General features: G+C 44.3%; 12 protein-coding genes. 10 read left to right on the top strand and 2 right to left on the bottom strand.

Annotation, left to right across the window (positions count from 1 at the left end):
* Positions 1-5: 5 nt before the first annotated feature.
* Positions 6-1,565 (bottom strand): T9SS response regulator signal transducer PorX, encoded by a 1,560-nt coding sequence (locus BMW86_RS13020; RefSeq protein WP_089782189.1) that lies wholly within the window; start codon positions 1,563-1,565, stop codon positions 6-8.
* A 291-nt stretch (positions 1,566-1,856) separates the two neighbouring features.
* Between BMW86_RS13020 and BMW86_RS13015 the strand changes: the two genes are divergently transcribed.
* Genes BMW86_RS13015 through BMW86_RS12970 form a run of 10 tightly spaced genes read left to right on the top strand, consistent with a single transcriptional unit; the run spans position 1,857 to position 12,298 of the window.
* On the top strand, positions 1,857-3,083 hold the full coding sequence (locus BMW86_RS13015) for an HD domain-containing protein (protein WP_089782188.1): 1,227 nt from the start codon (positions 1,857-1,859) through the stop codon (positions 3,081-3,083).
* 46 nt (positions 3,084-3,129) lie between these two features.
* The gene (gene lpxD, locus BMW86_RS13010) at positions 3,130-4,179 is read left to right on the top strand and encodes a UDP-3-O-(3-hydroxymyristoyl)glucosamine N-acyltransferase (RefSeq protein ID WP_089782187.1); all 1,050 of its coding nucleotides are present in this window, start codon (positions 3,130-3,132) and stop codon (positions 4,177-4,179) included.
* 34 nt (positions 4,180-4,213) lie between these two features.
* The gene (locus tag BMW86_RS13005; RefSeq protein WP_089782186.1) at positions 4,214-5,635 is read left to right on the top strand and encodes a bifunctional UDP-3-O-[3-hydroxymyristoyl] N-acetylglucosamine deacetylase/3-hydroxyacyl-ACP dehydratase; all 1,422 of its coding nucleotides are present in this window, start codon (positions 4,214-4,216) and stop codon (positions 5,633-5,635) included.
* A gap of 2 nt (positions 5,636-5,637) precedes the next feature.
* Entirely contained in the window at positions 5,638-6,432 is a 795-nt protein-coding gene (gene lpxA / locus BMW86_RS13000) for an acyl-ACP--UDP-N-acetylglucosamine O-acyltransferase (protein WP_089782185.1), read from the top strand.
* Positions 6,429-7,055: an ABC transporter ATP-binding protein gene (locus BMW86_RS12995; RefSeq protein ID WP_089782184.1), complete on the top strand. Its 627-nt coding sequence runs from the start codon at positions 6,429-6,431 to the stop codon at positions 7,053-7,055. Before lpxA ends, BMW86_RS12995 begins: the two co-directional genes overlap by 4 nt.
* A gap of 27 nt (positions 7,056-7,082) precedes the next feature.
* On the top strand, positions 7,083-8,387 hold the full coding sequence (locus BMW86_RS12990; RefSeq protein WP_089783667.1) for an MFS transporter: 1,305 nt from the start codon (positions 7,083-7,085) through the stop codon (positions 8,385-8,387).
* The gene (locus BMW86_RS12985) at positions 8,368-9,207 is read left to right on the top strand and encodes an MBL fold metallo-hydrolase (protein ID WP_089782183.1); all 840 of its coding nucleotides are present in this window, start codon (positions 8,368-8,370) and stop codon (positions 9,205-9,207) included. The genes BMW86_RS12990 and BMW86_RS12985 overlap by 20 nt, the downstream gene beginning before the upstream one ends.
* A 56-nt stretch (positions 9,208-9,263) precedes the next feature.
* Positions 9,264-9,644 carry a co-chaperone GroES gene (locus BMW86_RS12980; RefSeq protein WP_157302415.1) on the top strand — a complete coding sequence of 127 codons (381 nt, stop codon included), beginning with the start codon at positions 9,264-9,266 and terminating at the stop codon, positions 9,642-9,644.
* A gap of 32 nt (positions 9,645-9,676) precedes the next feature.
* Entirely contained in the window at positions 9,677-11,227 is a 1,551-nt protein-coding gene (locus tag BMW86_RS12975; RefSeq protein WP_089782182.1) for a helicase HerA-like domain-containing protein, read from the top strand.
* Between the two features lie 18 nt (positions 11,228-11,245).
* Complete coding sequence (locus tag BMW86_RS12970) at positions 11,246-12,298, top strand: Gfo/Idh/MocA family oxidoreductase (protein WP_089782181.1); 1,053 nt, start codon at positions 11,246-11,248, stop codon at positions 12,296-12,298.
* Between the two features lie 39 nt (positions 12,299-12,337).
* Here the strand turns inward: BMW86_RS12970 and BMW86_RS12965 are convergent, their stop codons facing one another.
* Positions 12,338-14,242 carry a RecQ family ATP-dependent DNA helicase gene (locus BMW86_RS12965; RefSeq protein WP_089782180.1) on the bottom strand — a complete coding sequence of 635 codons (1,905 nt, stop codon included), beginning with the start codon at positions 14,240-14,242 and terminating at the stop codon, positions 12,338-12,340.
* Positions 14,243-14,244 lie beyond the last annotated feature (2 nt).

The following is a 14,244-nucleotide window of genomic DNA, read 5'->3' as shown; positions in this document are numbered from 1 at the left end:
AGTACTTACTTGCTCACCATCCTTGCTACAGGTACTATCACTTCTTCCAGGGAAATACCACCATGCTGGAAGGTATTCCGGTAGAAATTAGCAAAGTAGTTGTAGTTATTCGGATAACAGAGATATCCGTCTTCCTTGGCAAAGATGTAAGAGGAGTTTACGTTTGGCCGGGGTAACCCTGCCTCACGGGGATCGCGGAAAGCCACTACATCCTTGGCTTCGTAATTCAGATTACGGCCATGTTTGTAACGCAGGTTGGTAGTTGTCTGCTTATCCCCTATCACCTTTACGGGTGTTTTCACACGTACATTGCCGTGATCGGTAGCCAGCACTATATTGATCTTCTTATCTGCAATACGTTTTAATGCCTGGTGTAAAGGAGAGTGTTCGAACCAGCTGGCGGTGATAGAACGGTAAGAGGCTTCATCTCCTGCCAGTTCTTTCAGTACTTCCATTTCGGTACGGGCATGACTCAGCATATCCACGAAATTATACACGATCACATTGATCGGATAAGCCATCAGGTTATGAATATTGTTCACCAGGTGCTGACCGTCATTATGGGTAGTCACTTTTGTATACGAAAAGCGGGTATCCATTTTAAGCCGGTACAGCTGATCAGCAAAGAATGCTTCCTCATGCAGGTTCTTCCCTCCCTCTTCATCATCATTCTTCCATTCTTCGGGGAAGTCATGTTCTATATCTATCGGCAGCATGCCTGCAAAGATGGCATTACGGCTGTACTGAGTAGAAGTAGGTAATATGCTGTAGAAAGTATCTTCATTTACCAGCCTGAAGGATTCCAGGAAGATAGGCATGATAGCCTTCCACTGGTCCAGGCGCAGATTATCTATGATAATAAAGAAATTGGGAACGTCCGGGTCCAGGTTAGGCACCACCTTCTCCTGGAAGAGGGTATGAGACATCACCGGTGCGTCTTTGCTTTTGGGACCTACCCAGCTGGCATAGTTACGGCCTATGTATTTGGCGAACTCGGTATTAGCCTCTGCCTTCTGCATATTCAGGACTTCCAGCATTTCAGGACTGTTCGTCTTGGCCATCTCCATCTCCCAATAAACCAGCTTTTTATAGATGTCCATCCATTCATTATGGTCCGGATTGGAGCTAAGGGCCATGAACAGGGAGCGGAACTCCTGCTGATAAGCGGTAGTTGTCTTTTCTGCTACCAGGCGTTTGTTATCGATGATCCTTTTCAGGGATAATAATACCTGATTAGGGTTTACCGGTTTTATAAGATAATCGGTGATCTGAGAGCCTATCGCCTCATCCATCACGTTCTCCGCTTCATTTTTTGTGATCATCACCACAGGGATCTGCTGATCAATCTCTTTGATCTTGGCCAGTGTTTCCAGTCCGGTTATCCCCGGCATAGACTCATCCAGCAGTACTACATCTACAACTATCGACTTCTCCTTCAGAAATTCAAGTGCATCATAGCCATTGGTCAGCGCAGACACTTTATATCCCTTATTTTCAAGGAACATGATCTGTGATTTCAAAGACTCTATTTCATCATCTACCCAGAGTATATTTATCTGACTCATGCAACTTTATTATTTTGATATGGTAAATTTTCAGCTCAATCAGCTCAAGTTAACATTCTATTTTGTCAAAAACTGTTCCCCATAGCCAATTGAGACACAATTAATTGTTAAAAAGCACCTGGTTTCTTTTATAATATTCAAATATTAGTATTTTTAATCATAAAATTACAAAAACGTTAAAAATGAGAAGGTATATAGGGGAAGTTTCATCCTCCATCGTCTATACATTAGAAAAAGTTACAGATAATAATTCCTTAACGTAGCTTTGTCTAAGCTAAAGGAGAACGGTAAATGGCAGAACGCAAGCGCAAAATTGTAAATGATCCGGTATATGGCTTTATTACGATAGACCATCCACTGATCTTTACCCTTATTTCTCACCCCTACTACCAGCGTTTACGCAGGATTCATCAAATGGCATTAGCTCATCTGGTATATCCCGGCGCCATGCACACCCGTTTTCACCATAGTATGGGCGCTTATCATCTGATGAGCTGTGCCCTGGCAGAATTAAAAAGTAAGGGGGTAGAGATTACGGAAGAGGAAGATATAGCGGCAAGAATGGCCATTCTCCTGCACGATATTGGCCATGGGCCATATTCTCATGCCCTGGAAAATGGGATTATAGAGGGAGTATCCCATGAAAAGATCAGCCAATGGCTGATGGAAGAGCTGAATAAGGAGATGGGCGGAGCCCTTAGTTTAACAATAGATATCTTTAACGGGCGTTATCATAAAACCTTTTTGCATCAGCTCGTTTCAAGCCAGCTGGATGTGGACAGGATGGATTACCTGAACAGAGATAGTTTTTATACCGGGGTTTCGGAAGGAGTGATAGGCTACGACCGTATTATAAAGATGCTCACCGTGCATAACGGCGAGCTGATGGTGGAAGAAAAAGGTATTTATTCTATAGAAAAATTCATTGTCGCACGGCGTTTGATGTATTGGCAGGTATACCTTCATAAAACCGTACTGAGTGCGGAAAATATGCTGGTGAATATCCTGCGCAGAGCGAAAGAACTGGCCTCAAAGGGCGTCTCCCTTTTTGCCTCTCCTGCCCTGCAGTATTTTTTATATAATACGATCACTGCGGCCAACTTTGAAGAAGAGCCTACCTGTTTACAGAAGTTCTGCCTGCTGGATGACTACGATATCATGAGCGCTATCAAGGTTTGGGTACAACACGAGGATAAAGTGTTGTCTTTGCTTTGCAACTGGCTTATAAACAGGCATTTATTGAAATGCACCCTCAGTGATGAGGGCTTCGATGCAACAAAGATTCAAAGATTTAAACAACGTGTGGAAGAAGAATATGGCATCACCGGAAAGGACCTGGATTATTTCGTTTTTACGGGCACAGCCAGTCTGAGCGCATATAACATGAATACGGAAAAGATCAATATTCTTTTTAAAGATGGAACTGTGAAAGACATTTCCTCTATCGAGAATGCGCTGGTAAGCCATACACTGGCTATACCCGTAAAAAAATTCTACATTTGTCATCCTAAAATCTAAGCGCCGTTAAAGACAAAGGCTTAGGTAACTATATTAATTAATAACTATGCAGTTTAGCGCATTACAATTGGCTACCATGCTGGATGGTAAGCTGGAAGGCAACCCGGAGGTAAAAGTGAGCAACATCGCCAAGATTGAAGAGGCCGGTGAAGGGATGCTCAGCTTCATTGCTAATCCTAAATATGAAGAGTTCATATATACCACCAATGCTTCCATTCTGATAGTAAATGAGAGTCTGGTAATTGAACGGCCGATAAAATCAACCCTGATAAGGGTGAAGGATGCCTACAGCAGTTTTGCTCTGCTGCTTGAGACATACAAGCAGATGACCAGTAACAAAAGCGGTATACAACAACCATCTCATATTCCTGCCACTGTGAAAACAGGCCAGAACGTCTTCATTGGCGCTTTTGCATACCTGGGAGAAAATGTGGTGCTGGGTAATAATGTTAAGATATACCCTGGGGTATACCTGGGCGATAATGTGACTGTAAATGATGACAGTACATTGTTCCCTGGTGTAAAGGTGTATGATAACTGTGTACTGGGCAAACGTGTGATCCTGCATGCAGGCTGTGTGATTGGTGGTGATGGCTTTGGTTTTGCGCCTCAGCCGGACGGTACTTATAAAAAAGTACCCCAGATCGGTAATGTAATTATTCATGATGATGTTGAGATAGGTGCCAATACCACCATAGACCGGGCTACAATGGGTTCTACCATTATCCGTCAGGGTGTTAAACTGGATAACCTGATCCAGGTGGCACACAACGTAGATGTAGATACCAATACCGTTATTGCAGCACAGACCGGTGTATCCGGCAGTACTAAAATCGGTAAGAATTGTGTGATTGGCGGTCAGGTTGGTCTTGTAGGCCATATCCATCTGGCAGACGGTACGAAGATTAATGCACAGAGCGGTTTATCCAAATCTGTTCCGGACCCAAATACCTCTTTAATGGGTTCACCCGCATTTGATTACAAAAGTTCGTTGAAAAGTCAGGCAATTTTTAGAAATTTGCCCGATCTCGAAAAACGAGTGAAGGAACTGGAAGACATGGTAAAACAGCTGCTTTCCGTGCGGGAAGGTGTTTGAAAGGATTTTGTAGGATAAACAGTTATATAAAAATATGGAGAATCAACAGTCGCCAAGTCAACATACGATAAAAGCCCCTGTCACTATATCGGGTGTCGGCTTGCACACGGGAGCCCATGTAAACATGACCCTTAAGCCGGCTCCTCCCGGTTCCGGTATTAAGTTTCAGCGTATAGATCTGCCGGACCAGCCCACAGTGAAAGCCGATGTGGATTACGTAGTAGATACCGCCCGTGGTACTACCCTCGAACACAATGGCGCCCGTGTAAGTACTATTGAACACGTTATGGCTGCCCTCGTAGGTACCGGCGTAGACAACGTACTGATCGAGATCGATGGCCCCGAAATCCCTATCATGGATGGTAGTTCACAGCCTTTTGTTGAAATCCTCGACGAAGTAGGTGTGGCTATGCAGGACGCCAAGAAAGTATATTACTCCATAGATACGAATATCAGTTTCTATGATGATAAGAAGAATGTGGAAATGGTAGCATTACCTGCTATTGATTACCGCATTACTACTCTGATAGATTTTAATTCTCCTGTTCTGGGTACGCAGCATGCGAACCTGAACAGTATACAGGATTTCAAAAAGGAAGTGGCTTCCTGCCGCACTTTCGTATTCCTGCATGAGCTGGAATACCTGATCTCCAATAACCTGATCAAAGGTGGTGACATCAACAACGCCATCGTGATCGTGGATAAACCGGTAAGTGAAGAAGAGCTGAAACGCCTGGCGAAAGTATTCGAACGCGAACATATCAGCGTTGAACAGCGTGAAGGGATCCTCAATAATATCCAGCTGCGTTTCCCTAATGAACCAGCCCGTCACAAACTGCTGGACGTTATCGGAGACCTGGCACTGGTAGGCTACCCTATTAAGGCGCATATCATTGCCAACCGTCCGGGACATGCTTCCAATGTGGAGTTTGCCCGTAAGATCAAGCAATACATCAAAAAGAACAAGCATATCAAAGATGTGCCTGTATACGATCCTAACAAACCGCCGATCTTTGATCTGCCACGTATTGAAAGGACCCTGCCTCACCGCTTCCCCATGCTGCTGGTAGATAAGATCATTGATCTGAATGAGAGCACAGTAATCGGTATTAAGAACGTAACCTTCAACGAAGGATTTTTTCAGGGTCACTTCCCCAACAATCCGGTAATGCCTGGTGTTTTACAGGTAGAAGCCCTCGCACAATGCGGTGGTATCCTGGCATTGAATACGGTACCTGACCCGGAAAATTATGACACCTACTTCATAAAGATTGACAATTGTAAGTTCAAGCAAAAAGTTTTCCCGGGAGATACTATGATCCTGAAGATGGAATTGCTGAACCCTATACGGAGAGGAATAGTAGAAATGCGCGGAACTGTATTTGTAGGAAACAAGGTAGTTACAGAAGGAGACCTGACAGCTCAAATCATTAAAACAAGAGAAGCTAAACAATAGCAATGATCCATCCGCTAACTTACATTCACCCTGACGCCAAAGTGGCGCCCAATGTAAAAATCGATCCTTTTACTGTAATTCACAAAAACGTTGAGATCGGAGATGGCACCTGGATTGGTTCCAATGTAACCATCATGGATGGTGCCCGGATAGGTAAAAATTGCCGCATATTTCCAGGCTCTGTAATATCTGCTATTCCACAGGATCTTAAGTTTGCAGGAGAAGATACTCTTACCATCATAGGCGATAACACGACTATCAGAGAGTATGTAACCGTAAACAGAGGTACGAAAGACAAACAAAAAACAGTGATCGGCGATAACTGCCTGATCATGGCTTACAGCCACATTGCACACGATTGTGAAGTAGGTAACTACTGCGTATTTTCCAACAATACCACACTGGCAGGTCATATTACCGTGGGCGACCACGTAGTACTGGCAGGAATGGTGGCCGTACAACAGTTCTGTAAGATAGGCGCTCATGCCTTTGTTACAGGTGGCTCCCTGGTAAGGAAAGACGTTCCTCCTTATGTAAAGGCCGCACGTGAACCATTGTCTTATGTAGGCGTGAATTCCGTAGGTCTGAAAAGAAGAGGTTTCTCCCTGGAGAAAATCAACCATATACTGGACCTCTACCGTGTGATCTTTGTAAAAGGATATAAGCTGTCTAAAGCGATCAGCATTATTGAAGCGGAATATCCTGCCACAGATGAAAGGGATGAAATATTGTCCTTCATCCGTGAATCAGGACGTGGCATCATGAGAGGATATACCTCTCTATCAAATGACGAATGAAGATAACTCTTGAACAGGCAGGTAAACGTTTCAACTACGACTGGATCTTCCGTCGTGTAACCGCCACCTTCAATGAGGGCGAACGCTACGCTATACTTGGCCCCAATGGTTCGGGAAAATCTACCCTTCTACAAGTAATAAGCGGTCATATTCATCACAATGAAGGCACCGTTTTATATAGTACAATGTCTAAAAGACTGATCCCTCCCGATCAGTTTTTTAGACATTGTGCCATTGCTGCTCCCTATCTTGAACTGGTAGAGGAGTTTACACTCTCAGAAGCCCTCCAATTTCATTTACAGTTTAAACAATTCATACCTGCGGTAAAACCGAAAGATGCGGTGGCCCTTGTAGGACTGGAAAAGTCCATGCATAAGCAGATCCGGTATTTCTCTTCCGGTATGAAACAACGTCTTAAACTGGCCCTGGCCATCTTCTCCGATGTGCCTGTACTATTACTGGATGAACCCTGCACCAACCTCGATTCTGCCGGTACCGCCCTTTATCAGCAGCTGATTACCGAATATTGCGGTAACCGCATGGTGATCGTCAGCTCTAATGATGAACAGGAGTATTTCATGTGTCCCAACCATATCAGTATTCAGGATTATAAAAATGTATAGTATATTCATCCCCAATTAAAGATGCATATGCAAACTGCCAGTAAAAAAGTAATTAATGGTTGGGCTATGTATGACTGGGCTAACTCAGTATACAACCTTGTTATCACCACCACTTTTTTCCCTATTTATTTCCTCAGTTCTACCAAAGCTCATTTCAACAGCGAACGCATTCCCTTCTTCGGAAAATTCTTTGTAAGCTCGGCATTGTACGACTATGCCATGGCTGCTGCGTTCCTTGTTGCTGCTATCTTCTCTCCTATCTTATCTTCTATTGCAGATACAAGAGGAAATAAGAAAAGATACCTGATGATGTTCACGTGGCTGGGTGGGATCAGCTGTAGCGCCCTGTATTTTTTTAATGGTGCTAACGTAGAGTTCGGGGTGATCTTTTTTATCCTCGCTACGCTGGGATATTGCGGAGGACTAGTATTCTATAACTCTTATCTCCCGGAAATAGCAACCCTTGAAGACCGCGACCGCGTGAGTGCCAGGGGTTTCTCTCTTGGTTATATAGGAAGTGTGTTAATGCAGCTGATCGGCTTTGCACTGGTGGTTGTAAAACCATTTGGTATCAGTGATGGCCAGGCCGTATTGATTACCTTTTTATTAGTAGGTATATGGTGGATAGGATTTGCACAGATCACGTTCTTCCGCCTGCCGGCATCTGTTCCTGCTGTTGATCAGCATAAAGGCAGCGCATTAACAGAAGGCTTTTCCGAGCTGCGTAAAGTATATGCTCAGGTGAAACAAATGCCGGTGTTAAAAATGTACCTGCGGGGTTTCTTTTTCTATAGCATGGGTGTGCAGACCGTGATGATGGCAGCTACCATTTTTGGCAGCGATGAACTACACCTCTCTGCCACGCTGCTCATTGTTACCGTGGTAGTTATACAACTGGTGGGTGTGCTTGGAGCATGGGGAATTGCGCGTTTATCTGACAAATTCGGCAACTTACCGGTACTGATTGCTGTTATTATTCTTTGGATAGGTATCTGTATCGCTGGTTACAGCGTAACAACGGCCAACGAGTTTTATGTACTGGCAGCAGGGGTAGGTCTTGTAATGGGTGGAGTACAGTCTCTCAGCCGTTCTACATACGCCAAGCTGATGCCGGAAACAAAAGACACCGCTTCCTTCTTTAGTTATTATGATGTAACGGAAAAGATTTCCATCGTAATAGGTATGAGTACTTTCGGCTTTATTCATGAACAAACGGGAAGTATGCGTAACTCTGTGCTGGCACTGACCGCTTTCTTCATCCTCGGACTGATATGCCTGCTGTTTGCTCTCAAAAAAAATGCAACCCTGAAAAATGAAACTATACACAATTGATACGGGCTTTTTTAAATTAGATGGCGGGGCTATGTATGGCGTAGTTCCCAAAAGCATCTGGCATAAACTGAACCCGGCAGATGAAAACAATATGTGTACCTGGGCCATGCGTTGCCTGCTCATAGAAGACGGCAATAAGTTAATCCTGGTGGATAACGGCATCGGCAATAAACAGGATGAGAAATTCTTCCGGCATTATTACCTGCATGGGGATGCTACCCTGGATAACTCCCTGGCTAAACATGGTTTTCACCGGGATGATATTACAGATGTGTTCTTAACACATCTTCATTTTGATCATTGCGGGGGCAGTATTATCCGCGAGGGAGACAAACTGTTGCCTGCCTTTAAAAATGCCACCTACTGGAGTAATCCGCAACACTGGCAATGGGCTACCCAGCCGAATGACCGGGAAAAGGCCTCTTTTTTAAAGGAAAATATCCTGCCCATACAGGAAAGCGGTCAGCTGAAGTTCATTGAGCAGCGGGAGAATATAGCCTTCTGCCCCAACTTCCAGGTGCGTTTTGTACATGGGCATACCGATGCCATGATGCTGCCTCAGCTGCGCTATAAAGACAGGACCATCCTGTACATGGCGGATCTTTTGCCCAGTACAGGGCATATACCGCTCCCATATGTAATGTCTTATGATATGTTCCCGCTGACTACTTTAGGCGAGAAAAAGCGCTTTTTCCAGGAAGCGGCAGAAAATAATTATGTGCTGTTCCTGGAACATGATCCGCTGGTAGAGTGCTGCACCTTACAGGTGACTGAAAAGGGCATCCGGGCAGGAGACCTATTTAAACTATCTGAAATATAATAGTGCCATAATGGCATTATGAAGGGGTGCCGCACACATTTTGTACTACCTGTGGCATGGCAATACACTTAACACAAGATAATAAATTGAAGAAGCTGATCGTCGTTGGAGACCGTGTACTGATAAAACCCACTACGCCCAATGAGCGTACCGATAGTGGCCTTTATCTGCCTCCCGGATTGCAGGAAAGGGAAAAGATCCAGCAGGGATATATCATCAAAGCAGGACCGGGATATGCTATTCCCGTGCCTTCCGAAGAGACTGAATCCTGGAAACAAGAGGAAGAAAAGGTAAAGTATGTGCCTTTACAGGCCAAAGAAGGGGATCTGGCCATATTCCTGGTGAGCGGATCCACAGAAGTTATGTACCAGGGCGAAAAATACTTTATTGTACCACAGGGAGCTATCCTGATGCTGGAACGGGAAGAAGATCTATGATTTAATTTTTTATCTTCATAAAAAATTAAATCATGGCAACAAAAGAAGCATTCCTGGAGAGTATTCAGAACGGCTATACTTTTAAAGGAGAGCATTTTAAACTGGGATGTGCCATGTTGGATGGCGAGGTTGTAAGTGGTGCGGATATCGTTCTTCCGTTAAAGACCTTAAACCGTCATGGATTGATTGCCGGCGCTACCGGTACAGGTAAAACCAAAACATTACAGGTAATAGCGGAAGGCCTCAGCGATGCCAGTGTTCCCGTATTATTGATGGATATTAAAGGAGACCTCAGCGGGATAGCCGCTGCAGGTGTTTCCAATGCTAAAATAGATGAACGTTATCAGAAGATAGGCGGCAGCTGGACTCCATCCGCTTATCCTACTGAATTACTCTCTCTCAGTAAAGAAAAAGGAGCCCGTTTACGCGCAACAGTGAGTGAGTTCGGCCCTATCCTTCTTTCTAAAATACTTGAGTTAAATGATACCCAGGAAGGCCTGGTATCCATGATCTTCAAGTATTGTGATGATAACAAACTCCCCCTCCTCGATCTTAAAGATTTCAAGAAAGTATTACAGTTCGTTAGTGACGAAGGTAAAGATGAGATCGAAAAAGAGTACGGTAAAATCTCTACTACATCTGCCGGTACTATCCTGCGTAAAGTGATAGGATTAGAGCAACAGGGCGCTGATCTCTTTTTCGGTGAAACCTCTTTCCAGGTGGAAGATCTGCTACGTATCAGTGATGATGGTCGTGGTATGATCTCTATTGTGCGTGTAGCGGATTTACAGGATCGTCCCAAGTTATTCTCCACTTTCATGTTAAGCCTGCTGGCCGAATTATATGCTACTTTACCTGAAGAAGGAGATCTAGATAAACCTAAGCTGGTATTATTTATCGATGAAGCACATCTTATCTTCCAGGAAGCCAGTACTGCTCTTTTACAACAGATAGAAACGATTATAAAACTGATCCGTTCCAAAGGAGTAGGGATATTCTTCTGTACGCAGAACCCTATGGATGTGCCACCGGCTGTATTAGGACAACTGGGTCTTAAAGTACAGCATGCGCTGCGTGCATTTACTGCGAATGATCGTAAAACTATTAAGCAGACGGCGGAGAATTATCCCCTGTCTGATTTTTATAAAACAGATGATCTGCTTACACAGATAGGTATCGGCGAAGCGCTGATTACCTGTTTGAATGAGAAAGGTGTACCTACGCCACTGGCTGCAACAATGCTGGTATCTCCACGTTCACGCATGGATATTCTTTCTGCACAGGAAATGGATAACATCGTAAATTCATCTAAAATGGTGAAGAAATATAACCAGGAGATTGATAACGAAAGTGCTTATGAGATCCTGAATGCCAAACTGAATGAAGCAGCGGAAAAGACGGCCGCTGCTGCGCCTGCCCCTTCTTCTAAGGCAGGTAAGCCAGAGAAGAGTATGCTGGAAGAAGTACTGAGCAGTCCTGTTGCAAAACAGGTAGGTCGTACTGCGGCAAATATGATTACACGTAGTTTGTTAGGTGCATTAGGTCTTGGTGGAAAAAGCAGTAAAAAAAGTAGCTGGTTTTAATATTCAAATACATTATTTATGGATAAGATTATCAAAGCAGGGATTTGCTCCTATGGCATGTCCGGTAGTATTTTTCATGCACCGTTTATTCATGTGCATCCGGGATTTTCGTTTTCTGCTGTAGTGGAAAGAAGTAAACATACTGCACAGGACCGTTATCCTGATGTAAAAGTATATGCCAGTGTAGAAGAGATGTTGCAGGATGCTTCACTTGATCTCATCATTGTGAACACGCCTAACTACACGCACTATGATTACACAAAAGCTGCGTTAAATGCGGGTAAGAATGTGATTGTTGAAAAACCTTTCACTGTGAATAGCGCTGAAGGACAGGAGCTGATTGAATTAGCTGCTTCCAAAAACCTGTTGTTAACTGTTTATCATAACCGTCGTTATGATGGTGATTTTAAAATAGTGAAACAGGTGATTCAAAGTGGTGATCTTGGAGAGATTTTAGAAGCTGAAATTCACTATGACCGTTATCGTGAAGAGCTGAGTTATAAGAAACATAAAGAAGCTGCTTTGCCTGGCACTGGTGCCTTGTATGACCTGGGTTCTCACCTGGTGGATCAGGCGCTGATGTTATTTGGTTTACCGGAATCAGTATGGGCAGATATCCGTATTATCCGTAAAGATTCTTTAGTGGATGATTACTTTGAACTGCTACTGTTCTATGCTAATTTACGCGTGCGACTAAAGAGTAATTACATTGTAAGAGAACCATTGCCTTCTTATCAGTTCCATGGACGTAAAGGTTCTTTCATTAAGACCAAAGCGGATATGCAGGAGACAATGCTGCAACAGGGATTGATGCCTGGTGCTCCCGGATGGGGTGTGGAAGCGATTGGTGAATGGGGCTTATTGCATACAGAAAAAGATGGTCAGGTGATAAAGCAGTATCTGCCTACACCTAAAGGTAACTACCTGGATTTTTATGATGATGTTTATAATGCGCTGGCGAAAGGTGCGCCGAACCCGGTACAGCCTTCAGATGGGTTAAATGTGATAAAGATTATTGAGACAGCGTTTGAGAGTAGTAAGTCGGGGAAGGTAGTTCCGTTTAAGAAATAGATATTATTACGGGGGGACTTCTGTTGGAGTTCCCTCTTTCTATTTTGCATATACTCTCCCATCCTCATCTCTTCCAGCCTTACCTTCGGCAATCAGAAACTGGATGACTTCTTTTAGTTTGTCTTCTTTAATATGAGATAAGCGTTCATACAGCAGGCTCCATTCTTCTGGTTCTGGTTGCAGTTGTAATAACAATTCTGTAGAGAGTTGTTTAAAATCCTGACCGCTAAGCGGCTTTACTTTCTTTTGTAAACAGATATCGCAGACACCACATTCAGTGGCATCCTTCTCTCCGAAGTAGGTAGCTATTACCTGTGTACGACAGGTGCTGTTGTTGTTGATATAGTTTAAGAGCGCATCCAGTCTTTCTTTGTAAGTTTTCATACGTTCCCGGATACGGGCGGTATCTACATATAAACGATCCGCAGATACCCGGTCCTGTACAAAACAAAGCTGCGGTTCATTCTTGCGCTGTCGATAGTGTATAATCCCACGCTGGTGCAGTTGTATCAGTCCTTTGACAATCTGTTCTTCTGTGAGACGTAACAGGCGCGCCAGTTGTTTCTCGTAGACAGGAACGGGGTTGTCAAAGATCCCTTCATATGTGCGCAGCAATCTTTTTATCAGTGGTTCCAGCGCAGGTTGTGCATCTTCAAATGCGTAGAGCGTTTCTTTATTGGTAACAAACTCTACCATGGAAGGCAGGAATACGCTTTCGCTTAATTGTAATACACCTTCCTGTTCCAGGATGCGCAGCGCGCTGTAAGTCATGGTGATGTTTAACTCAAAACGACGGGCGAAATCGTTGATATCAAAATCAAAATATACGCCTTCCGCACTACCTACCGCCACTTGTAAATAGTTCACAAGGCACTGGAAGACTTCCTTGATTTTAGATAGTTCAGGGAATGAGAGGGCGATGTTATCGACCATATGGTCCAGTTCCTCTGTGTTATAGAGCAGTACGGCATATGCCTTCTGTTCATCTCTCCCGGCCCTTCCGGCCTCCTGGTAATATGCTTCCAGGCTGTCCGGGGCATCGTAGTGGACCACTACTCTTACATCCGGTTTATCTATCCCCATACCGAAGGCATTGGTACAGACCATCACCCTGATATGATTCTTCAACCATAATTCCTGCCTTGCACTACGGTCATCTCCTGTTAAACCGGCATGGTAATAACTGGCGGAGATTCCCTGTAATTCCAGCTGGTCGGCAATTTCCCGGCATCTCTTACGACTGCGGCAGTATACGATTGCGCTGCCTGTTACCCTTTCCAGTATATGTTTAAGTTTTACCTGTTTTTCTTCTTCCTGCATAACGCTGTAAGAAAGGTTGGAACGGGCAAAGCTTTTAGTAAAGATCTGTGGTGTTTTCATCAGCAGCCTGTCGCAGATGTCTTTCTGGACTTTAGGCGTGGCAGATGCGGTTAATGCCAGTACGGGCACACCCGGGAAGTATTCACGTATAGCGGCGACTTCCAGATATGCCGGACGGAAATCATAGCCCCATTGGGAGATACAGTGCGCTTCATCCACGGCTATCAGGTTCAGCGGCATCCCATCACAATATTCCAGGAAGCGCTTGCTTTGTAAACGCTCCGGTGATACGTAGAGGAATTTGAAAAGTCCCCGGCGGGCATCTTCCAGCAGACGTTCTACATCCTGGTAGTACATACCGGCGTAGATGGCAGCAGCAGGGATGTTACGCTTCTGCAGGTTGGCTACCTGGTCTTTCATTAAGGCGATTAATGGTGTAACCACCAGGCATACTCCTTTTCTCATTAATACCGGTACCTGGAAGCAAACGGATTTCCCCCCGCCTGTGGGCATTAAAGCGAGTGTATCCTGCCCCTTTAAAATGGACTGGATAATATCTTCCTGCAATGGCCGGAAGTGGGCATAGCCCCAGTATTTTTGAAGTATATCAGCGGGGGTAGACATAA

The organism is Chitinophaga sp. YR573, assembly GCF_900110995.1.
GTDB lineage: Bacteria > Bacteroidota > Bacteroidia > Chitinophagales > Chitinophagaceae > Chitinophaga.
The sequence above is the reverse complement of the archived record's forward strand: the minus strand, read 5'-3'. Positions and strand labels throughout refer to the sequence as shown.